The organism is Vallitalea pronyensis (assembly GCF_018141445.1).
Classification (GTDB): domain Bacteria; phylum Bacillota; class Clostridia; order Lachnospirales; family Vallitaleaceae; genus Vallitalea; species Vallitalea pronyensis.
Genome location: NZ_CP058649.1, coordinates 1,588,600 through 1,611,169, shown reverse-complemented (window position 1 = coordinate 1,611,169; position 22,570 = coordinate 1,588,600). Strand labels below are relative to the sequence as shown.

The window sequence follows — 22,570 nt, the reverse complement described above, 5'->3', positions numbered from 1 at the left end:
CTACACATCCTTTTGCCGTTGATATTTTTTTACTTGTTCCATGGTGTTAAGGTTAAGAAACATATTCAGTTGAGGACTAAAGTGTCGTGCTTGCTTTTCATCCACCAAATAGGCTTCACATTGTGCTATTAAACCACATACAGACCTCTTGTCCTTAAGTAAATATCTTTCTATCTTTTTCACCATGCTCTTGGCATAAAAAGCGTTAAAAGGTTCCATCCTTTTACTCTCGTGTTGTGTTAGGCAGACATCCACTTCATGGATGCCTATCCTTTGTTGCATATACCGAATATAAGCCCTATTGATGTGGGGCATATCACATGCTAACACATACGTATATTGGCTGATTGCATGCTTTAACCCCACATGAATGCCTGCTAAAGGGCCTTTTTCTTTCAGCTCGTCACATACGGTTCTACACCTAAGGTTTTGATAATAATGGGGATTGTACGTAACGACAATGATGTCCTCAAATAAATGGGATAACTTTTCAATTTGTTGGTCTATTAATTTCATATGTTTAAAGCTTAATTGCTGTTTATCAAAACCCATCCGCTTACTTTTACCACCAGCTAATATCATGGCACTCCCAAATCTATTCATGCATTCTCACGTATTTCTATTGGAGGAAGCACTTTTTCCAAACGGACTGCACTTACCTTTAATTCCGGTATTTTAGCGATGGGGTCAACAGCCGTATTGGTCAAGTAATTGGCTGCCCCATCTGCAAAATGAAAGGGCATGAAACACACATCTTCTTCAACAATATCCGTGATACTTGCTGTGGTTATCACCTGTCCCCTTCGGGACGTTACTTGGACACAATCACCATCTACTAACCCCAAGCGGTTAGCTGTGGTTGGGTTAATCTGAATAAAGGAGTGTGGGTACATGGCTTGAATGGCCTCAACCCGTCCTGTCATGGTTTTTGTATGGAAATGATAAAGCATACGGCCTGTGGTTAGGATATATGGGTAATCTGCGTCTGTTACCTCAGCACTTTCCATGTAATCTGCTGGTTTAAATAGACCTAACCCTCGCATACACGTATCTTTATGCAAATATACGGTTCCAAGATGCTCCTTGGTTGGACAAGGCCATTGTAAACCTTCTTGTTCAATTCGTTCATAGGTTATGCCCCCATAAATGGGTGTAAGCGCTGCTATTTCTTCCATGATTTCCGATGGATGATTATAGGTCTTAGGGTAATCCAGTTTATACATCAGGTCCATGATAATCACCCAATCAGGTTTACTGTTACCTATAGGATTAATGGCTTTTCTAACCCGCTGAATCCGCCTTTCTGTATTGGTGAATGTGCCTTCTTTTTCTGCAAAAGATGCAGCTGGTAATATCACATCTGCCATCCGAGCCGTTTCCGTTAAAAATATATCTTGAACAACGATGAAATCAATGGTTTCCAAGGCTTTCTTCACATGATTGATATCCGGGTCTGAAATCATTGGATTTTCACCCATGACATACAGAAACTTAATGGTACCTTCTTCACCTTTTTTTATCATCTCTGTCACGGTAAGACCTGCTTGATCAGGTAATTTCTTGCCCCAATGTTTTTCATATTTATCGATAACATGATCATGATAGACCTTCTGATAACCGGGTAAATCCCCAGGCAATGCGCCTAGATCACAAGCTCCTTGAACATTATTTTGCCCTCTTAATGGGTTAACACCGGCTGATGCCTTCCCAATGTTCCCACATAATAAAGCAAGATTAGACGTTGCCATGACACCATGGGTACCTGTTGTATGTTGGGTAACCCCCATGGAATAAAAAATACCCGCTTTGTCTGCACGTGCATATAAGCGTGCGGCTTCTTCTATGTCTTCTGGACAAACACCACAGATATCAGCTACATATCTTGGGTTATAGGACGCAACGGTTTTCTCTAATGCTTCAAAATTCTCTGTTCGGGTGTCCTTATACTGCTGATCCATGAGACCCTCTTTAATGATGACGTGCATCATACCGTTAAATAGAGCCACATTGGTGCCTGGTTTAATCTGTAAGAATACATCTGCTTCTTCAGCTAATTCAATTCTTCGAGGTTCTGCTACAATGATTTTAGCCCCTTTATCTTTTGCTTGTTTCATAAATGCACCAATAACAGGGTGGGTTTCTGTGGTATTGGAACCTGTCACGAAGATTACATCCGCCCCCAGTACTTCTTGAATGCTGTTGGTCATTGCACCACTGCCTAACGTGGTTGCAAGACCTGCAACTGTAGAAGCATGGCATAGTCGAGCACAATGGTCCACATTGTTCGTACCTAGAACAGCCCGCATGAACTTCTGAAAGAGATAATTCTCTTCATTGGTACATCTGGCAGAAGATAAGCCTGCAAATGCTTCTGAACCGTATGCTTCTTTGGTGGTTTTAACCTTCTTAACGATTAAAGCTAAAGCTTCTTCCCACGACGCTTCTTCAAATGTTCCGTTTTTCTTAATAAGGGGACTTGTAAGACGGTCTGGATGGTTAATAAAGCCATAGCCAAACTTGCCTTTTACACAAAGCAAGCCTTGATTGGGTACTTCATGACGAGGTTCCACACCAACCACTTGCTGACCTTTGATTAATAAATCCATCTGACAGCCTACACCACAGTAAGGACATGTGGTCTTTACACGTCTTACATCCCAAGTTCGGTATTTCACCTTTGATCTAGGTGTCAGTGCGCCTACTGGACATACGGCTATGCAGTTGCCGCAAGACACACAACTGGACGCTTCAAGACCGTCTTCAAAAGGTGTGGTCACATGGGTTACGAATCCTCTTAAGCTACGACCAATGGCACCATTTTTTTGAAGTTCATGGCACACCCTCACACAATTACCACATAGAATACATTTATTAGGCTCATAGGTATAGAAACGATTGGTGGTATCCATGGGTAAATTTCTTACCTGACCATGAGCAAACCTGGATGTTTTCACATCGTATTCATAACAATAATCTTGTAAACGGCAATCCCCTGCTTTTTCACAAGTCATGCAATCAAGGGGGTGATTGGCTAATAATAATTCTAAATTAAGCTTACGGGACTTTATTACCCGTTCTGTATCCGTATGTATGACCATCCCATCCCAAACAGTTGTTGCACAAGCTGGTAATAAACGATTTCTTCCCTCCACTTCCACAACACATAAGCGGCATGCTCCACCCTTTGCTACCTCTAGTAATTCACTATGGCATAAGGTTGGAATAAAAACATCCCCTTGTTTTGCAGCCATTAATAGGGTGAAATCTTCAGGGACATATCGTTCTTGCCCATTAATGGTAATCTTCACCTCATTCATCTATTACACCTCCCTCTATTGTCTCTGGATAGCATTAAATCCACATGTATCATAGCAGATACCACACTTATCACATTGTTCTTGATGGATAAAGTGAGCTTTTTTTACAACACCTGTTATGGCCTGAGATGGGCATGCTCTGGCACAAGCTGTGCAGCCAATACATGCATGGCTATCAATGGTATAGGTTATAAGAGCTCGACAATATTTTGCTGGACATGCTTTGTCCACTACATGAGCCACATATTCCTCATAGAAGTTCTCCAAGGTAGATAAGACTGGATTCGGTGCTGTCTGCCCCAAACCGCAAAGGGATGCATCCCCAATCATATGGGATAATTCTCTGATGGTGTCTATATCTGCCATGGTGCCATTACCTTCTGTAATTTTCTCCAATAACTCATATAGTCTTTTTGTACCTTCTCGACAAGGTGTACATTTACCACAGGATTCTTCTACGATAAATCCCATGTAGAATTTGGCCACATTGACCATACAATCTTCTTCATCCAGAACAATCATACCACCTGATCCCATCATGGACCCTGCTGCAATGAGACTGTCAAAGTCAATGGGTGTGTCCAGATCCTTTTCTGTCAGACAACCTCCTGATGGCCCTCCCGTCTGAACAGCCTTGAAGGCTTTTTCATCAATAATACCGCTGCCTATATCAAAAATAACCTCTCTAAGTGTGGTACCCATAGGCACTTCAATGAGTCCTACATTTTTAATCTTACCAGCTAAAGCAAATACTTTCGTTCCTGTTGAATTACTTGTACCGATATGACTAAACCATTCGCCGCCTTTTTGTAAAATAACAGGAATGTTGGCTAATGTTTCTACATTGTTCACGTTGGTGACCTGTCCCCAGTACCCAGCTTCAGCAGGAAATGGCGGTTTCATGGTTGGCTCTCCTCGTTCACCTTCCATGGAATGAATCAGAGCTGTTTCTTCGCCACATACAAATGCACCTGCCCCATATTTTATCTGAACTTGAAAATGAAAGTTTGTTTGAAAAATGTTTTGACCAAGCATACCATAGGACGTGGCATCATCGATTGCTTTTTGTAAGCGTTTTATTGCCAAGGGGTATTCTGCACGGATATAAACAATCCCCTGTGTGGCTCCAATGGCATAACCACATAGGGCCATGGCTTCAATAACAGAATGGGGATCACCTTCTAAGATGGAACGGTCCATAAAAGCACCTGGGTCACCTTCGTCTGCGTTACAGATCACGTACTTCTCTTTGGATGTATTCTTCTTAGCAAATGACCATTTTCGACCTGTTGGAAAACCACCACCGCCCCTGCCTCTAAGCCTGGATTGATCTATTTCTTTAATGACTTCTTCTGGGGTCATCTTCGTCAATGCCTTATGGAGTGCCTGATAACCATCATGGGCTATGTAATCCATTATCTGATTAGGGTCGATAACACCACAATTTCTCAGGGCTACCCGCATTTGCTTTTTATAAAACGTCATATGATCAGAATCTGCTATGACATCTGATGTCTCTGGGTCCACATAGAGTAGTCTTGTTACTTTTCTTCCATGACATACATGCTCTTCAACCAGCTCTTTTACATCTTCAGGTTTAACTTCCACATAGAATGTATTGTCGGGTATCATTTTAACGATCGGTCCTTTTTCACAAAATCCAAAACAACCGGTTTGGATAACCTTTACCCTATTTTCTAAATGGTGGTGTTTGACTTCTTTTTCTAACTGATGAATAATCTGGTCGGCACGAGACGATTTACAACCTGTTCCACCACAAACTAAGATGCTTCGTTCGGTTTGGGCTGCTTCCTTCATAACCTCTCGTTTTATGGCTTGTAACATAGCTAATGATTCTATTTTCACGTCTCGTCACCTCCTTGTTGATGCTTTGACAGCATGTCAGCTACTTTTTTAGGTGAAACTTTCCCATAAACCTGTTCGTCAATGACCACGACTGGAGCAAGCCCACAAGCACCGACACATCGCAAAGCCTCTAGTGAGAACTGTCCATCCACCGTGGTCTCACCTTCATGAATACCCAGTAGTTTTTTAAATTGCTCCAATACTTTTTCTGCCCCTTTCACATAACAAGCAGTACCCATACAGACTGCTATGCGATGCTTCCCTTTTGGTATCATGGTAAAGAAAGAGTAAAATTGCACGACGCCATACACTTTGGACACTGGAAGCTTTAACTTCTCTGAAATAAAAAGTTGAACGTCTTTTGGCAGGTAACCAAAAATGGTTTGTGCTTTGTGTAACACGGTAATGAGTGCTCCTTGTTTTTCATGTAATGCTTGTATGTACGCTTCTAATTCATCAAAACCTTGCTCTAAACCCTTTGAAGTATCCATGCGTTACCCCCTTGTTTATTAACACTTACGCGCCTTTTTTGACATAATCTTCATACTTAGAGTATTCTTCTTTGCCCTAAGTAATCCTTTTTAGGCGGGTTATATGTTATCGGTGTATTCTATCCCAATAGAGACATTTTTTGAAATTAATTTGGATAATTACCTATATTATCCATTCTCTTGAACTAATTTTTATTTTCCAACATTTTATGCTATAATGTGACCATGAGTAAAGATGACAAATACTTTCCCATGTACAGATTAACATACCGTAAGTAAGGCAATTATACTAAAATGCCTCTAACCCAATATAAATAATGCCCTTAACATGTTACTGCCAATAGGAACAATACAAATAGAAATAATTATAGGAGTGGGCTGAACAATGCGTGATAATATGATAAGATTCTACGACACATCTGGTAATGAAATGTATGTTACAAAAGAAAAATATATTGAAACGATTTTACCACATAACATCCAACAATCTTGGCATAACAGCGACAAACTTTATCAATTAATCGTTATGTCACTTACGGATGAAATATACCAAGAAATGATTAAGCCTGCTAAACGTTTAAAGGCGATTGATACCATACCTGAGAGAGCTTACACCATACTGGGTATTGTCTATATGAAAAACAATCAATTAAAAAAAGCTGAAAAGATACTCAAGAAGTATTGTAGAAAATATGAAGAAACAGGCTCTATTCTTACGAACCTTGCGAAAGTCTATTATGAGATGGGTAACGAAGCATTAGGGATAACCACTTTGGAAAAGGCTATTCAAATAGATCCTAATCAAGATAACGGTTTGGCTTGGTACCTGTCCATTCTCAACCAAAAATATGATAAGGCATATGTTCAATCGGTTTTAGAAACACTATGTGAACTACCTAAAGCATGGCGTCCTAGACTCTATCTTGGTTCCAATAAGTTAGCAGATGGTCAATTGGAAGAGGGTTATGACATCTTCCAATCCATTATTGAGGACAAACATATCTATCCTGAATCCTTGAAGGTTATCGCTGGAGAATTGGGTAAAGCGAAGCTATACGAGGAAGCTCTTGAATTGCTTGAACCCATATACAACATTCAAAAACATGATGTAGCAACAGGACTTAACATGCTCAATATCTATTATCATTCTAAACATTACAAAAGTGCGCTTATTCTCATCGATAAACTTAGAAATTCTGGCAGGGTAGATCTGTATAAGTATCTGGATGAATATCGTGAGAAGATTGAAAAGGAGCAAGAATAATGATGTGATATGGAGCACTAAATGTCTTGTACCAAATCCATCATTTGACTAAAACTTACCTTATGGTCATACCTGATTTCTCTATCAGCCCCATAATCAAAAGAATTATTATTGGATGCAATAATCACCTGAATACCTCTTTTCTCATTCCACATACGTCTAATTGTATCCATATCTTGTTGAGGCATACCTGTTGTATCCACTAAATCAATGATATCCTTATCTTGTAACTTTTTACATGTGCTCATAAAGGCATCAAATTCACTACTCAATGTATCGTTAATAACTTGTTTGATAACCGTTATCCCCCCAAAACAAAAGGATAGTTCAATAACTTGTCCTATGACTGCAACAACGATATATTGTGTCTCATATCCCCTTTTTTCTGCTGCTGCAACGGCTATAGGTCCAACGTCAATATGAATAACAATGCCAAAATTAGCTTGATATAAGGACTCCTCAATTAAACGTTTTCTCAGGTTAGAATGTAAAGAGTCGATAATAAAGAGTAAAAGACGATTTCTTGTGGTCAGTAACCTTCCGAGAGAACGTGGGATGCGTTTCATTATGGCTTTCATGACATGAAATAGCACTTCCGGTTCGTCAAATATATCCTTAAAACCCCAAGGTAATTGATCAGGATAATAATCTTTGATTTCAAAAACTTGTAATGGTTGCTGTTTAACTTTAATAAGTACATGCTCATGGGTCATGAATGCGATACCGTTATGCTTCATAGGGCTTCTCCTTATTTTACTTTTTTATAAATTATTGCATTATATTATTATGGTTTATTTTGTTTTAAGCTATACGTATTGAAGGCTTAGAGATTAAAGTAATTTTAATAATTTATAACTTAAAAAAAGGAGCAACGTAATCGCTGCCCCAATAAATGTTTCTTAAGATTTTCTTTTAATTGATTTCAACATGACAATACATGTAATTTCTATAAAAACTATGTACTTCCTTTCTATTCCTTTTTCATCTGCCTACCCGTATGATCCATGTAATAATCATCCCGAATAATGATTTCAGAAATAGGCACAATCTCATAACCTTCATCTTGTAATCCCTTTAAAATAGCTGGTAAAGCTTCTGGTGTATACTTGGCATCATTATGGAATAAGATAATGGAGCCATTACCAAGGGCTTTGTGTTGGAGGACTGTTTTTACTTCATGGTCAGCGCCGTATTCTTTCCAGTCAAGACTATCAACATCCCACTGAATCGTATAATACCCACAATCCTTAGCCGTATCCACTAACTTATCATTATAGTCCCCAAAAGGTGGCCGAAATAGGTCCATCTCATACCCTGTAAGATTCTTGACCGCATCATGTGCATCCATTAGTTCTTTTTTTATACCCTCTTCTGATAACTTTGACATGTGTGGGTGTGTGCTGGAGTGATTACCTATGTCGTGACCCGCTGCAATCATTTTTTTAACATCTTCTGGGTATTTATCCACCCACATCTTAACTAAGAAAAAGGTGGTCTTTACATTGTATTCATCTAATATGCTGAGCAAGACATCTGTATCATCATTCCCCCATGCTGCATCAAAGCTTATAGCAACTTTCTTTTCATCCGTTTCCACACAATATATGGGTAATGATTTTTTACTTGCTGACAAGGTAGCAATTGTCTTTTCAATTAATAAATTACTAAGCATCATAATAGCTAAAACAATGAGTAGTATACCTATCACTTTGGTTATGGTTCTTGTATCCAGGTTTGTTTTCCTCATAATCCTATCACACTCTATAAAATCTTTATTATATTCTATTCCTAGGGCATGAAAAACATTAATAAAAATGTTCGTAATAAGAAAATAAAGGCATTATATAAGAAAGGGGCTGTCTCATAAAAGCAACATAACATTATTATTGTTCCAAAAACGTCTAACCTGCAAAATTACTTTTATGAGACAGCCCCTTAAGAAAAATATTTCTATTACCTTTTTTTATGATTTCATCTAATGATACCCATAAAGGCCATGATTAATCAAATAATTGTATAGAAGGATCGCCAAATACGGTCCACGTGTTGAAAGTTAGTATATCGCTGTAGCCACCATTATCTAACATTTTACTACCACCTAAATAACAAAGGCCGCCAAAGGTTCCTATTGTTTTATTGACAATTAAATCGTTTATAGCGTCTTGCCCTGTCATTGGTGGTACCCAAGGTTGGTTGACTGTTGACATATACGTTCCAATAGCCCCAATAGGTTCACCTTGATTATCTGTTGACCGAAGCCATACTTCAGCAAAACAAGTTCTATCAAAGAATTTACCATTGACACATGCAACGCTGATGATAAATGGCAACATGTTATCATTGTCTAAATTTCTTATATCGTATACATTGAATCCTGTTGTTGAAAAAGATGTGGTACTGCCATGACCACAGTAATTAATAATGCCTCTTCCTGCATTCAGACCATTAGTCACCGTTGAAGCTCTTGCTCCTGGATCATAGACACGGTCGATTGCCGTATAACCAGCACCTAATAGCTTACTTCTAATATTATCAATATGCTGATAATCATACTCATTGTTGTGTCCTGGTCCTTCATTTGAAGCAATACCGATGCCTTTTTTGAACCAAGACATTTTGTTATAACCATTTTTTTCAAAGTCTAAGGTCCGTTCTACTTGAGTTTCTACATCAGCAACGGATTCTGCTGAAAAACGTCCTACAAAGATATCTGGGTAATTATCATTACCTACAATCTTCGTATATTCAGGGTCAGACACACCATAACCGTAGCTAGGTGAAGAGATATGGGCATAATCACCCACTAATAAAACATACACTAAGTCATTATTTTGATTATAATAGTTCTTAATATAATTCTTTATTTCTGTAGAGGAATTCCTTGAGGATACCTGAGAGATATTGACCATTTCCGTATCAATGCCTTTTTGATTCTTCCAATTAACAAATGGTTCCATGGCTGTTCGATAAGCATCATTGGTAATGACCAACATTTTTTCATTACCTGGGGCTTTCGTTGGCATTGATTGATAATTTAAAAACAGATAATCATACATACTGTCAAACTCTTTATTCACTTGGCTTTTTGTAGCATTTAGCACATTTTTTGAAGCTGAATGTGTTTTAACAACCTCAACAGTAACCGTATCATATACCCTTAGTGTTTGGGTTGATGGTTGATATTGAAATGCATGAACATAGACCGTAGCACCGCGTACATCGCGCATGATAAAAGGTTCACTTAATTGCGCTAGATTTTGTGGATACCATTCTGTACTATTATAAATATCGTTAAATTCATAGGGTACAGTTTCAGGATTAACGTCCCTTGTTATGGTTCCTTTGGAAGGCACAATAGGTGTTAGGGTGTAATCCGTATACACCGCTTCCACAATATTTAACTGTACATCGGAATCATTTGGGATAATAATATTACTACACAGACGTGGAAGTTCTGGAAAACCAGCTTCATCCATGAGTCTCGTATCTTCACATTTAATTTTATAGTAGCTTTCTTGATCAATCATGACGGGTTCTATTGAAAAATTCTTAATATCAAACGTAATCACTGTACGTGCATCATCGGATGCCTTAACTGTCGCTTCAATATCATTTTCATGATTTATACTTGTCCCAGTTTCTCTGGAGTGTGCATCTGATGTTGAACCATGAACACCCATTGATAATTGAGCAAAGATGAACACCCATACACTCATAATAACTAAATTTTTAAACCATACTTTTTTTCTTAACTTAAAAAACATTGATAGACTCCTTTTCTAATATGATAAAATGACGTGTTAAAACAACCCTCCTATCCTGTTAAGCCGTGCTAAAACACTGGAAATCACTTCAAATTAAATTTCCAATAACATCATATGTAAAAGTTATAAAAAGCGTTACTTTTTTGATAAATTATTACATTATAAAAAAAATCAAATGATTTGGTATCATTTGATTTTGGTGGAGACTCTTACCCCAATTATATGCATATGTATATCCTATACTATTAAGTAATTACATGTAGCTGATGATAAATAATAAGATAACTACTAATACGATAATAGGTATCATTTTAGGCAATAAAACGTAAACAAACCATTTCTGAAAGTATTCGTTTAACCGATCACGGTATGTTTTTTTATTAAAATATTGTATGTTATCATTCCTGTTTTTACGTTTATTTTTTTTACCACCTTGGAGCTCTTCTATTTCTTTTTGGAAATTTTTTTGGGCATCATTTTTTTTCACTTTATCACCTCATTATGTTAATTCATTATACCATAAGTTAAGCTCATACGATAATCAATAAACCTAGTTAAACCATTATTTAATGAAATGATACGTGTCTTTTAATAAAATCAATGATATAGATAATGTTTAATGCTGGATTAATAATCATACTGAAAGCAATGAGCATTATAATCTGTTGTTGATTCATCTTATTCATCATTATATTGCTCTTTTCACGGTACATCATGCCTATTTTTTTATTATACTTTATCTTGGGTTGATAAAGACGTCTAAAAATAAGCCACATGCTTAACAATAATGCAGCATGTACGCCATTGATGAACGCTATTAAGACGGCATACTTTATGGAATCCCATTTAGTGGTCACGCTTAACTCATAAACCAACATGATGATCGTGATGGATAATATAACGATATAACCATATTTTGCCCACTTTAATATCCTGATGACATCTTCACCTGAAAGTTTATAAACCATGTATGAAACGGATAGTACAACAATCATGAAAATAACGATAAAGAGTATCTCCATTCTATCACCCCTTGTATCTCTTTCATTTCTAGATCAATAAATTTATAACAATTAGAAGTTATAAGCCATATACATAATGCTACTTAAACCTTTATGTTATTTAGTATGGTGCCCACTTAACAAAATATACTTCTTTATGACTTGGAAACAAGTTGTTCACTTACACATATAGAGGTAAATGTCTATAGAATATTTTACTATAAGATAAAAAATGGAACAGGTCTTCACCTGTTCCATTCATCACGCTGTACACATACAGTTCTACTATGCAATTCTAACATATCCTGCTCTTCTTAAAACGGGTATGATAACTGTTGCCGTAGATGCTGCAAGAATAAGTAATACAAAGTCTTTTAGCATATATAAGCCCATTGTATTAAAAACAGCAAACAGTGTAATTGGTTTTTTTAAGTACAGATTTAATACACCGTAGAAATATACATTACCAATGATATAAACCGCTAAATAACCCATAACGGATACAGTTAATATTTTTATAAACGTTACTTCCTTCATATGGTCCACCATGAGTCCAATGATGAATGCAGCAAATGCAAAACCAATAATGTATCCAAAAGTGGGTTTGAGTACATAATTAATGCCACCGCCAGCTGTAAAGACAGGAAGGCCTGTAAACCCGATTAAAATGTAGACAATCTGTGATAATAAACCTGCCTTAGCACCTAATAATAAACCTGCATACACGCAGAAAAATAATTGAAACGTAATGGGTACGCCAAAAGGTGTTGGTATACTTAACGTTCTAGCCGATACAATCATAAGGGCTGCAAAGATACCACTCATAATCATTTGTCTAAGTTCTATTTTCATGAAACGCTCTCCTTCTCGTCTATGTATTGTTACCTCTTAATATTATAAGGTTTACAATTTCAATTGTCAACCACATTCTTTAATCAGTTAACATCATATGTTTTTTTCTACAGGTTACCATTACATAGACACTGAATCTTAGACTCATCTATATCCTCTGTAGCGGATGCTACTTATTATGCACTACCTCTAGCGCTTTCATTAAGCGCTTTATCCATCCCATCGTCAATCACTCGGCTATTTCTCTCAAAACGATTAATACCAAGCATACCAATGGTGGATATACCCACTATTACTGCACTTACTTTCCATGCAAAGGCAAAGCTTGTTGCTTCCAGGACAGACCCCATCACAAGGGGTCCTGCAGTAAAACCGAATCCCATGATTAAGGGTAAAACAGAACTCATACGTCCTCGATGAGATGAGGGTGTATGGTTCATAATAAACGGCATGATACTTGTAGCCTCTAATATTTCCCCTAGTGTAAAGATGAAGACACATGCAAAAAATGCTTCATATGTGGATATAAAACCTAACAGACCAAAACCTAGAAAAAATAGTATCCCCGCATAGATGACACGTTTTACATTGGTTTTCTTTCTAAATAACGCTGTTAATAATGGGGTTAAACAGACAACAATAACTGCATTGAACGCACCCAGTGTACCATATAACATGGGTCCTGCTTCTTCACCAAAATTAAATGCTGTATGAAGTGGCAGCATAAATGACCATTGAGAGTAAATAAAGCGATAACCAAATAGTGCAACGGCAAACATAATGAGTATCGGTCTAGAAAATAACACTCTGAAAACAGAGCCCTTTTCAGATTTCTCTAATACACGTTTTTCTTCTTTCTTTTCCTTTGCTGTTTCTTGAATGGTTTCACCCACAAATAAACCAATTAACGCAACACCTATTAAAGCGGTTACAGCATCTATAATAAAGAGCAATTTCAAGTGATGAGCAAATAAATATCCTGCAAATAATTGTGCAATGGCATAGCCAAAGTTAAAGCCTAAGTAGTTAAGTGAATAGGCACCTGTTCGTTGTTCCGGTGTGGTAAGATCGGCTACCATGGCATCGTGTGCAGGTCCAGCAATACCAAAAAACACACCCGACAGAATAAGTAAATAAGCCATTGGTATACCAGGTTCTAGCATAAAGCAAGAGCCGTAACAGAATATGGCCAATGTTTCAAATATGATAATAACCTTTTTTCGTCCAATAACATCAACAATTTTACCACCGATTAAGCTGGATGGGATAACCAATATACCACTTGCTGCAATATACACCCCTGCTTCTGCTTCTGTGAGTCCAATTTTTTTCGTTAGCAACAATGTCAAAAATGGAAAGACAAATGCACCCATTGCATTAATGGTTCTTGAAATAAAAATAATATAGATTTCTTTTCTTAGGCCTACATATGGTTTGATTAATTTTTTCAGCATCCTTTTTCTCCTTTGTGTGTCAACCCTTGTCCATTCCAACCTTATATGTATCTTAGATCACATACCGTTCCATGAAAAGATAGTTTACGAGTCATCTCATTTTGTGCGCAAAAAAACCATGTGGCGTTTATCTACGCTCCATGGCTGACCTATCTACTCAATGCTTCAAATAGACGAATAATTAACATCACAATAATTAATCCCATCTATCCTGCATAATAGAAAGCAATATAAAAGCCACAGATAAATACCTGTGACCGAATAAATATCATAAACTATCATTTCTAAACTACGACACAGGTTGTTTGCGTATGAAGTTGCATGTTATGAAGTCTTGAATGATGTTTATCATTTCTTATATTATTGTTACTTAACATGCAGACAACCTCCTTTTCGTATCAATATTAATTCCTATAAAAGTATATATAATTTCATCACGTCTGTCAAGAATTTTTTGTACACCATCAATAATCCATTTCCTAGCTGGTTATACTATCTAATACTGACATAATTTTACACCAATCATAAAGCTTTCGCATAATGGTATAGTATAAATAAATCTTAGGAGCATTCTATGAACAAATCATTGAACCCATACCTTATTGTTATCAGCATCGATGCACTTAATGCTCTCGATTTTGATTATATAAAGACGCTGCCCACATTTAAAACATTCTTTGATGAAGGTTCTTATGTACGACAGCTTATGAGTATCTACCCCAGTTTAACCTACCCCTGTCATACTACCATGATCACTGGTATGTATCCTAATCGTCATGGTATCGTATCCAATAAAATAGCGCAACCCAGTCGTTACTTGCACGAATCCTGGTATTGGTACTATAACTATATAAAAGCACCCACCTTATTTGATTACGCCATGAAAGGGGGCTATACTTGTGGAGCCATCATGTGGCCTGCCATGGCAGGTGCTCCGATTACCTATAATCTGCCGGAAATATGGCCTGTAAAACTCGAAAATTTCATCAAGGTTTATTTAAAAAATAGTACCAAAAACTTGTTTTGCTCCATCCTGAAAAATTTTAAGCCTCACTTAAAGATTCAGCCTGGAGTGGATAATTTCTCGGACAACATTGCCAATGAACTTATTATACGAAAACAACCCCACCTGCTATGTATACATTTTACAGAGCTTGATCTTACAAGGCATCAGCTGGGTCTTTACAATGATAAAAATAAAGCCATCTTAAGAACAATGGATGGACGTCTTGCTAAAATTATTGCCTCAACCAAACAAGCCGGTATCTATGATAAAACCACCTTTATGGTTCTTGGAGACCATGGAACAAGCAACTATAACAACTATATTTGTTTGAATGGTCTATTTAAGAGGAAGGGTTGGATTAAGACCAATCCCAATAAAAAAATCATATTCTGGAAGGCATTTGCCAATGCGTGTGGCGGTTCCGCTCATATCTATGCCCGTCCACAAAACGATACCACATTTCTCAGTAAGGTATACCAGACCCTTACTGGGCTATGCGCTGATCCTCGAAATGGTATTAAATGTGTGTATACCAATGGTGAAACCAATGATCTTTATGGCCTAAACAATGACTTTCAATTTGTTTTAGAAGCTGCTGATGGCTACGCCTTTCGTAACAATATTTGCAACAGCCTTGTGGTACCTATTTCTCACTTTAAACGATCCAATGTAGCGGATCATGGTTTTCTGCCTAGCCATCAAACCATGCGTACCATGCTTTTAGCCAAAGGAAGGGGTATATGCTCCAACATCATGATACCAAGAGCTAGTCTCATAAATATTGCACCTACAATAGCAAAGCTTCTGCACCTTCCCATGAAAAATATGGCAGGTACTTCTCTGAATAAGCTTTTAACCTAAGTTGTATACTAAGACACATCATGGGTGGCTGTCATTCATACACGCACAAGTGTATTTGCATAAAAAAAGCTATTTATTCTGTAAGCTGTAACAAGTTAACAAACCTGTTAGCAGCCAGAATAAACAGCTTTTGTTGTACTATTTAATAATTATCACATAACACTTCAAAATAAGCTTTTGGATGGGCACATGCAGGACATAATTCAGGTGCACAAGTACCTTCATGGATATAACCGCAATTACCACATTTCCAGAGAATAGATTCTTCCTTTTTAAAGACCGTATCCTTTTCAATATTACTTAACAACTTTCGATAACGGGCTTCATGATGTTTCTCTACTGAAGCAATCTTTTCAAATACCGTTGCAATGGCATCAAAACCTTCTTCCCTTGCAACTTTTGCAAAAGCTGGATAGAGATCATCCCATTCTTCATGCTCACCTTCTGCGGCTGCTAGAAGATTATCCATGGTATTACCAAGGGTAACTGGAAAATCTGCTGTTATGTTAATGGCCTCATGCTTATAGGTTTCTTTTAAAAACTTAAAGAAACGCTCAGCATGCTCTTTTTCATTATCTGCTGTTTCCATAAATAGACGTGATATTTGAACATAGCCCTCTTTTTTGGCAACTGAGCTATAGAAGGTATAACGGTTTCTCGCCTGTGATTCGCCTGCAAAAGCCTTCATTAAGTTCTCAGCCGTTTTTGTTCCTTTTAATGATTTCAACACATTTCCCCCTTAGATATTATTATAAATCTTTTCGCCATAAACCATGGATGTTACAGTATTCTCTCGCGCTCACTTGATCTGCCTTTGGCACCTTAAATGTAGCGATAGGTTTATCTGTTGGTGATAAATCTTGTCTATAAATATGATGACCAGCTACCAATTCAATAAATTGAATATAATGATCTTCATTCATTGGATGCTCTTGATTTTCACCAATTCGAACCGTATAACCATCTTCAGTTTCTTCAATAAATGGTACATGTTTTTCCATGGATGTATCTGCTGTTTGTTCTTTAAGAAGTTCCATTTTCTCACCACAACATACAATAGGTGCTCCATTACCAATCATAATTTCAATGATATTCCCACAATGTGTACATCTGTAGATTTCAAGTTTCTTAGTCATCTTATTTCCTCCTATTTTTTTAATGCAAGTTTCAATGAACAATGCCTACATTATAATATTCTCGTAATAACCTATAATATCCTCTTATTTTATCAACTATTTTTTTCTTTTTCCATGGCAAAATATTGATTTTACCTATACATCATCATGCTACATGGATGATTCCACATGTAATGTAACAATAAACCTTGCCCCACCCTTTTGATTATTCGCCACTTGGATATCGCCTCCCAGCTTATGAATAATGGACTGGGTAATGGTCATACCAAGACCTGTACTACCATTACTCCCTTTATAAAAACGTTCAAATAAGTGAGCCAAATCTTCATCGCTGAATCCTTCTCCATCATCATCTATGATGATTTGACATGTGTTTCCTCTTCGTACTAAATCCACATGAATATGCGCTTTTGCATGTCTTATACAGTTGGATAGGATATTAATAAAAGCTTGAAGGAGTTTATCTTCATCTGCTTGTATATGGATGGTCTCATTAACCTGAAACTCAATACTGACGGAATCCTTCAATGCAGAACCCTTCACTTTCTTAACCGCATTGTTTAATAAATGGCCTAAATCACATGTTGTTATCTTAAAAAATTCATGGGTTGTCTCTACTTTGGATAAGAAAATAATCTGCTCAACTAATTTTTTTAACCGCAAGCTCTCATCCATAATAATATCTAGGGCTTCCTCCTTGTTTTCAAAAACCCCATCTTTTAAACCCTCTGCATAACCCCCTATGGAGGTAAGAGGTGTTTTTAATTCATGGGATGCGTTCTGCAAAAATCTTTTTTGAGCCAGATCGTATTGTTTAAGTTCCTCAGCCATGTCTTCAAGGGATTGACTCAGTTCCTGAATTTCATCTTTCGTGTGAATAGGTTCTATGGCATCAAAATCTCTTTTAGATATACGATGAGCTCGGTTTTTTAATTTGATAATAGGTTTTGTTATAGATTTTGCAAACAGGATAGCCATGATAGTAGCTATAAGACCAACAATGATCATGATTAACATGTTCAAGCGAAAAATATTATTCGTAAAGGCAGAGACTTCTTTGGTGGATGTGTAAATAATGACCCAATGTTTTACCTTTCTATTGTTTTCAATGATTCGGTTAATGGGCATTGCCGCTATATAATATTTATAATTGTCTTCATAACTGTCCAGAATAATCTTATCTTTTCCTTTTTGCAAGCGATTGACAATCTGCTTCAGCATCTGTTCATCAAGCTGGGATTCTTTGGCTACAGATTGAAGGGTATTATTGGGTAATTTTTTGATGATTTCTAACTGACTCTCGAGTCCTATTCTATTCAATCGACGGGTACGAGCTACAGCTTCTTGATAGACCTGTTGATTAATTTGTCTTTCGTCACCTAATTCACTAAATAAAAAATTTCTTACAATGACAGCTTCATTTTTAAGATCTTCCATGACCTCTTTTTGCATATAGATTCTTGTAACAATATTTGAAATGATACTGCTCACCAGCAATGCTCCGATAATAAGTGGTATATAGAGTAATATCACTTTCTTAGTTATGTTTAATTTCATAAGTCACCTCAATCAACAATTTTATAACCATAACCCCAGACGGTTAATATCTCCACCGTTGAATTCACAGACCTTAGCTTTTTTCTAACCCGTTTGACCAGATCATCAACGGCTCTGTCTTCCCCAAAATAATCATAGCCCCAAATATTATTGAGTAATTGTTCTCTTGAAAAAGCTTTGTTTTTATGATTGACCATAAAATGCATAAATTCAAATTCTTTGTTGGTCAGTTTTAGGTCTTGATTATTGGCCACTACTTTTCTTTCACTTGTCATGACCATGACATCTTTAAGGGATAAAGGTTGTTCTATGGGTTCAGGTACGGTGTTGCTTCCAGATTTATCCATTCTTCTCAATATATTTTTCACCCGAACAACCAGTTCCCTTGGACTAAATGGCTTGGATAAATAATCATCACTTCCTAACTCTAAGCCAAGAATTCTATCAATTTCATCGTCCTTTGCGGATACCATCATAATGGGTATATCACTTACTTTACGTATTTCCCTGCATAACCCATAACCATCCATACCTTTCATCATGATATCAATAATCATCATATCACATGTTGTTCTATGATATGCGGCTAATGCCTCTTCACCACTTTCATAAGTTTTAACGTGATAACCTTCTTTCACTAAGTATGCCTTAATTAAATCACGTATACTTTTTTCATCATCCACAACATAAATTAACTTTTCGCTCATATCGTCTTTACCTCTCTTATGTATGTTATGTTTTTTTCCTATGTATTTTATACATCTTGTTAATCAACTTACTTTTTTACACACTTTTTACACATTTTAAATAATCTTTTGCCATAATTTTATTTTACACTATAACTGTAAACAAGTTAAGCAAAATATCGAAAGGATGATGAACATGAAAAAACTATTAACCATGATGCTAATGATGGGGATGCTAATCTTTACAGGTATAACTGTACTTGCTGAGAGTGACCCCACGGATACGGCGACAGAAAAAACCAAAGCAGAAGTCCCTGAAAACATTAAAACATTGAAAGAAAGCATTAAAACAATCAATGAAAGTATCAAGACCGTTAAAGCAAACATCGGTGATATCCGCTCGACAAGAAAAGAAACTTTTAAATCACAAGCAGGCGGTATTAAAGACACCATTGGTTCTAAAAGAGAAGAAAACAAAGCATTACGCGAAGAATATGCATTGGCGAAAGAAAACTTTATGAGCTTAAAATCAAGTTTGACAGAGCAGGTGAAAGCAGCCAGAGAAGCTGGAGATACAGAAACAGTAGAAGCTTTAAAAGCAGAAATAGAAGCTGCAACCCTTGTATTTGAAGCTACAAAAGCAGACTATCTATCTAAAAAAGTAGGTTTTGATGATGAAAAATTGGCCTACCAAAATCTAAAAGCTGAATATAAGGCTTTAAAAGATGAAGTTCTACCCTATCTTGAAGCAATTAGAGAAAAACATGCTCAAGTTGTATCCCTAAGAGATGAAGCAAAAGCTGCTTTATCCAATCAAGATTTTGATACACTTGAAGGTATCCTAACTGAAACACTAAGTCTTAAGGAAGCTATTTACGACGATATGTTAACACTTCAATCTGTTGTTGAATAGTACACTTCTAAAAGGCAGTCTCATCACCTGTTGATGAGACTGCCTTCTTTTAGGTGATTTTATATGTCATGTAGGGTGATTTCACCGTCACCATGTTCACCATAACACAGCCCATGGTCCACAATCTCAACTACCCCACTGGTCAAATCCATCATTTTCTTAACAAATGCTTCATGACGTGGATAGTCCACCAATACTTTGTAGACAACTTGGTCAAGATACGCTGTATGATGGATGGTATAATCCTCTTGAAGCAGTTCATATTGGACTTTGCCGCTTAACGTATAATCTACTTTTATGTCCATGCAATAATACAGTATATTTTCAACGATAGCAGCTGTAGCAATGGCTTCTTTTGTACTGCCGCCATAAGCACGGACAAGACCTCCGGTACCTAGTAACGTACCGCCAAAGTACCGTGTAACCATGACCATCACATTACGAAGTGCATGACCTCGAATGACTTCAAGTACGGGCATACCTGCTGTACCACTAGGCTCACCATCATCACTACAGCGCTCGTATGGCTGTTTTAAACCAATGGTATAAGCAAAGACATGATGATTGGCATCCCAATACTTCTTTCGAAAGGCATCCAGAACCGATTTGACCTCCTCTTCCGTTTCCACATGCTTGATAACTGCTATAAAACGCGATTTTTTCTCCACAATTTCTGCTTCGTGATCTTCATATATGGTGGTATATTTTTCTACCATATGACATAACCCCTATCTATCTGTCCATTAGAATCCTAATTCAAGTATCCACATGGCTAAATCATCCATCATCTCTTTCTGTCTACCTTTGATAATGGATTCTTTTAAATGATTTGCAAGACTTTTGGCTTCATATTTTTTATCCACAAAAAATACTGGTAATTCTTCAATAAATTCTTGATCAAGAGCATCTGAGTAGATGGCTACATCTTTAATCATGGCATTTTTAACATTGAAGTGTAACTGAACCTCACCCCAAGGAAAGCGTATTTCATGTAAAATATCAAATTTAGCACCCTTGCCAAAACGCCAATCCCATGATGCGTTCTTTTCGTAAAGCTTGTTGATGGCTTCCTTGTGAAACCATACAGGGTCTATCTCAATGGGTATCTCCATACTATTCTGGCTATAAGCTTCCTGGAAGCTCTCTATACACTTCTGAGTGATGATATCCGTGTCTAACCCTTCATAATAGTTACTTAAATTAGTAACACGGGATTTGACCGATTCAACGCCTTTTGAGCGCATTTTAGCCTTGGATGCCGTTAAATATTTACCTAAGTTCGTCATATTTTCATTAACCAGTAAGGTACCATGATGCAAGGAGACATCTGATCCATGATAAAAGGCATTACCAGAGAATTTCTTTCCGTCTACCGTTATATCATTACGTCCTGATAATTGACCTTCTATGCCAAGTTTCTTACACATGTTTAATATGACTTCCATTTGGCGTTTCACATCATAATCTTCCTTTGGCATAACAAATGAAAAGTTGATATTACCAAGTCCATGGTACACAGCTCCTCCACCTGTCATTCGTCTAGCTAACGTGACATGCTCCTTCTCTAATAAGGACATGTTGCACTCTCGCCAAGGATTTTGATGTTTCCCAATAACAACGGTTTTATCATTTTTCCATAAGAAGAGCGTTACAACCCCTTTTTCAAGCTGACGTACGAGATACTCTTCTATGGATAGATTTCTCCATGGGTCCAGACCCGTACTGATTACAATCCTTGCTCGTTTCATAAAATATCCTCCTACATGATAAACATTCATTCAACCTATCACCATTGTAAGGGTTTTATGTATGAAATACAAGCTGCTCATAAGAAAACTACCATTAAACAAGGATGATTTCATATGCTAAAATCAATAACTTTCATATAAAACAAAGAAATAATGCAAGTCATTTTATAGAACTTGCATTATTTCTTTAATTTTCGTTATTCTACTTTTACATATTCTCATATTTTCAGCGAGCATAATTCATCAATAGCTATTACCATACTCATTGGTGTAACCGTATTTGCGATTAATTTGTCCATGATTTGCATAGCTTCATCTTTATGGCTTGTTATTTTTTGAACAATATCAGTCTCTACCTCTCCGTTAAATTCCTTCATAATCTCAATGCCATATGCGGTATTAGATGTGCCCTGTTCAACATAATTGGTTTCTACTAAGTAATACTCAAGGTTTAAATAATGGTTGTCCTCTGTGATCACTTGTCTAGTGCCTTTTAGCAACTTCTTCATAAAACCATCCCCGCTTTCTGCATAATATGATGGACATGTTCAAATTATCCCCTAGCATATAAGAATAATCTTCCCAATAATTCAAAAAGCACAATATATTGTAGTTCTATTTTTTTATCACAATACATATTGTAGTTTCATGCCT

21 protein-coding genes are annotated in these 22,570 nt (G+C 36.8%); 3 read left to right on the top strand and 18 right to left on the bottom strand.

The annotated features are described in order from the left end of the window. From mobA to HZI73_RS06720, 4 genes are read right to left on the bottom strand one after another with little or no spacing between them, the layout of a single operon-like run. On the bottom strand, positions 1–603 hold the full coding sequence (gene mobA, locus HZI73_RS06735; RefSeq protein ID WP_212697491.1) for a molybdenum cofactor guanylyltransferase: 603 nt from the start codon (positions 601–603) through the stop codon (positions 1–3). Then, positions 600–3,317 carry a formate dehydrogenase subunit alpha gene (fdhF, locus tag HZI73_RS06730; RefSeq protein ID WP_212697490.1) on the bottom strand — a complete coding sequence of 906 codons (2,718 nt, stop codon included), beginning with the start codon at positions 3,315–3,317 and terminating at the stop codon, positions 600–602. Before fdhF ends, mobA begins: the two co-directional genes overlap by 4 nt. 15 nt (positions 3,318–3,332) lie before the next feature. Next, positions 3,333–5,135, bottom strand: coding sequence for an NADH-quinone oxidoreductase subunit NuoF (locus HZI73_RS06725; protein ID WP_334300231.1), 1,803 nt, complete (start codon positions 5,133–5,135; stop codon positions 3,333–3,335). A 44-nt stretch (positions 5,136–5,179) separates the two neighbouring features. Further along, on the bottom strand, positions 5,180–5,674 hold the full coding sequence (locus tag HZI73_RS06720) for an NADH-quinone oxidoreductase subunit NuoE family protein (protein ID WP_212697489.1): 495 nt from the start codon (positions 5,672–5,674) through the stop codon (positions 5,180–5,182). 385 nt (positions 5,675–6,059) lie between these two features. Between HZI73_RS06720 and HZI73_RS06715 the strand changes: the two genes are divergently transcribed. After that, positions 6,060–6,938 (top strand): tetratricopeptide repeat protein, encoded by an 879-nt coding sequence (locus HZI73_RS06715; RefSeq protein ID WP_212697488.1) that lies wholly within the window; start codon positions 6,060–6,062, stop codon positions 6,936–6,938. Positions 6,939–6,955: 17 nt separating this feature from the next. Here the strand turns inward: HZI73_RS06715 and HZI73_RS06710 are convergent, their stop codons facing one another. From HZI73_RS06710 to HZI73_RS06680, 7 genes are all read right to left on the bottom strand, one after another. Beyond that, entirely contained in the window at positions 6,956–7,675 is a 720-nt protein-coding gene (locus tag HZI73_RS06710; RefSeq protein WP_212697487.1) for a hypothetical protein, read from the bottom strand. Positions 7,676–7,908: 233 nt separating this feature from the next. Then, positions 7,909–8,685: a polysaccharide deacetylase family protein gene (locus HZI73_RS06705; RefSeq protein WP_212697486.1), complete on the bottom strand. Its 777-nt coding sequence runs from the start codon at positions 8,683–8,685 to the stop codon at positions 7,909–7,911. Between the two features lie 253 nt (positions 8,686–8,938). Further along, positions 8,939–10,702 (bottom strand): C25 family cysteine peptidase, encoded by a 1,764-nt coding sequence (locus tag HZI73_RS06700; RefSeq protein WP_212697485.1) that lies wholly within the window; start codon positions 10,700–10,702, stop codon positions 8,939–8,941. A gap of 253 nt (positions 10,703–10,955) precedes the next feature. Next, positions 10,956–11,189 carry a hypothetical protein gene (locus tag HZI73_RS06695; protein ID WP_212697484.1) on the bottom strand — a complete coding sequence of 78 codons (234 nt, stop codon included), beginning with the start codon at positions 11,187–11,189 and terminating at the stop codon, positions 10,956–10,958. A 79-nt stretch (positions 11,190–11,268) separates the two neighbouring features. After that, entirely contained in the window at positions 11,269–11,697 is a 429-nt protein-coding gene (locus HZI73_RS06690) for a hypothetical protein (protein WP_212697483.1), read from the bottom strand. A 291-nt stretch (positions 11,698–11,988) separates the two neighbouring features. Further along, entirely contained in the window at positions 11,989–12,555 is a 567-nt protein-coding gene (locus tag HZI73_RS06685) for a biotin transporter BioY (protein WP_212697482.1), read from the bottom strand. A gap of 176 nt (positions 12,556–12,731) precedes the next feature. Beyond that, complete coding sequence (locus HZI73_RS06680) at positions 12,732–14,009, bottom strand: MFS transporter (RefSeq protein ID WP_212697480.1); 1,278 nt, start codon at positions 14,007–14,009, stop codon at positions 12,732–12,734. Between the two features lie 574 nt (positions 14,010–14,583). Between HZI73_RS06680 and HZI73_RS06675 the strand changes: the two genes are divergently transcribed. Further along, complete coding sequence (locus HZI73_RS06675; RefSeq protein ID WP_212697479.1) at positions 14,584–15,876, top strand: alkaline phosphatase family protein; 1,293 nt, start codon at positions 14,584–14,586, stop codon at positions 15,874–15,876. Between the two features lie 142 nt (positions 15,877–16,018). Here the strand turns inward: HZI73_RS06675 and rbr are convergent, their stop codons facing one another. From rbr to HZI73_RS06655, 4 genes are all read right to left on the bottom strand, one after another. After that, positions 16,019–16,603 (bottom strand): rubrerythrin, encoded by a 585-nt coding sequence (gene rbr, locus HZI73_RS06670; protein ID WP_212697478.1) that lies wholly within the window; start codon positions 16,601–16,603, stop codon positions 16,019–16,021. Positions 16,604–16,625: 22 nt separating this feature from the next. Continuing rightward, complete coding sequence (locus HZI73_RS06665; protein ID WP_212697477.1) at positions 16,626–17,012, bottom strand: desulfoferrodoxin; 387 nt, start codon at positions 17,010–17,012, stop codon at positions 16,626–16,628. 150 nt (positions 17,013–17,162) lie between these two features. After that, entirely contained in the window at positions 17,163–18,569 is a 1,407-nt protein-coding gene (locus tag HZI73_RS06660) for a sensor histidine kinase (protein WP_212697476.1), read from the bottom strand. Between the two features lie 8 nt (positions 18,570–18,577). Next, positions 18,578–19,276, bottom strand: coding sequence for a response regulator transcription factor (locus HZI73_RS06655; protein WP_212697475.1), 699 nt, complete (start codon positions 19,274–19,276; stop codon positions 18,578–18,580). A gap of 175 nt (positions 19,277–19,451) precedes the next feature. Between HZI73_RS06655 and HZI73_RS06650 the strand changes: the two genes are divergently transcribed. After that, complete coding sequence (locus tag HZI73_RS06650; RefSeq protein ID WP_212697474.1) at positions 19,452–20,168, top strand: hypothetical protein; 717 nt, start codon at positions 19,452–19,454, stop codon at positions 20,166–20,168. Positions 20,169–20,227: 59 nt separating this feature from the next. Here HZI73_RS06650 and HZI73_RS06645 read toward each other — a convergent pair whose 3' ends face one another. From HZI73_RS06645 to HZI73_RS06635, 3 genes are all read right to left on the bottom strand, one after another. After that, positions 20,228–20,884: a YigZ family protein gene (locus HZI73_RS06645; protein WP_212697473.1), complete on the bottom strand. Its 657-nt coding sequence runs from the start codon at positions 20,882–20,884 to the stop codon at positions 20,228–20,230. A 27-nt stretch (positions 20,885–20,911) separates the two neighbouring features. Then, positions 20,912–21,916: a lipoate--protein ligase gene (locus HZI73_RS06640; RefSeq protein ID WP_212697472.1), complete on the bottom strand. Its 1,005-nt coding sequence runs from the start codon at positions 21,914–21,916 to the stop codon at positions 20,912–20,914. A gap of 218 nt (positions 21,917–22,134) precedes the next feature. Next, positions 22,135–22,425 (bottom strand): DUF6514 family protein, encoded by a 291-nt coding sequence (locus tag HZI73_RS06635; protein WP_212697471.1) that lies wholly within the window; start codon positions 22,423–22,425, stop codon positions 22,135–22,137. Positions 22,426–22,570 lie beyond the last annotated feature (145 nt).

Coding starts and splice junctions, on each gene's coding strand:
- HZI73_RS06715 (WP_212697488.1), top strand. CDS start 6,060: ATGCGTGATAATATGATAAGATTCTACGACACATCTGGTAATGAAATG.
- HZI73_RS06690 (WP_212697483.1), bottom strand. CDS start 11,697: ATGATTGTTGTACTATCCGTTTCATACATGGTTTATAAACTTTCAGGT.
- HZI73_RS06675 (WP_212697479.1), top strand. CDS start 14,584: ATGAACAAATCATTGAACCCATACCTTATTGTTATCAGCATCGATGCA.
- HZI73_RS06655 (WP_212697475.1), bottom strand. CDS start 19,276: ATGAGCGAAAAGTTAATTTATGTTGTGGATGATGAAAAAAGTATACGT.
- HZI73_RS06660 (WP_212697476.1), bottom strand. CDS start 18,569: ATGAAATTAAACATAACTAAGAAAGTGATATTACTCTATATACCACTT.
- HZI73_RS06685 (WP_212697482.1), bottom strand. CDS start 12,555: ATGAAAATAGAACTTAGACAAATGATTATGAGTGGTATCTTTGCAGCC.
- fdhF (WP_212697490.1), bottom strand. CDS start 3,317: ATGAATGAGGTGAAGATTACCATTAATGGGCAAGAACGATATGTCCCT.
- HZI73_RS06640 (WP_212697472.1), bottom strand. CDS start 21,916: ATGAAACGAGCAAGGATTGTAATCAGTACGGGTCTGGACCCATGGAGA.
- HZI73_RS06710 (WP_212697487.1), bottom strand. CDS start 7,675: ATGAAGCATAACGGTATCGCATTCATGACCCATGAGCATGTACTTATT.
- HZI73_RS06725 (WP_334300231.1), bottom strand. CDS start 5,135: ATGAAGGAAGCAGCCCAAACCGAACGAAGCATCTTAGTTTGTGGTGGA.
- HZI73_RS06700 (WP_212697485.1), bottom strand. CDS start 10,702: ATGTTTTTTAAGTTAAGAAAAAAAGTATGGTTTAAAAATTTAGTTATT.
- HZI73_RS06720 (WP_212697489.1), bottom strand. CDS start 5,674: ATGGATACTTCAAAGGGTTTAGAGCAAGGTTTTGATGAATTAGAAGCG.
- HZI73_RS06635 (WP_212697471.1), bottom strand. CDS start 22,425: ATGAAGAAGTTGCTAAAAGGCACTAGACAAGTGATCACAGAGGACAAC.
- HZI73_RS06645 (WP_212697473.1), bottom strand. CDS start 20,884: ATGGTAGAAAAATATACCACCATATATGAAGATCACGAAGCAGAAATT.
- HZI73_RS06680 (WP_212697480.1), bottom strand. CDS start 14,009: ATGCTGAAAAAATTAATCAAACCATATGTAGGCCTAAGAAAAGAAATC.
- mobA (WP_212697491.1), bottom strand. CDS start 603: ATGAATAGATTTGGGAGTGCCATGATATTAGCTGGTGGTAAAAGTAAG.
- HZI73_RS06665 (WP_212697477.1), bottom strand. CDS start 17,012: ATGACTAAGAAACTTGAAATCTACAGATGTACACATTGTGGGAATATC.
- HZI73_RS06705 (WP_212697486.1), bottom strand. CDS start 8,685: ATGAGGAAAACAAACCTGGATACAAGAACCATAACCAAAGTGATAGGT.
- HZI73_RS06650 (WP_212697474.1), top strand. CDS start 19,452: ATGAAAAAACTATTAACCATGATGCTAATGATGGGGATGCTAATCTTT.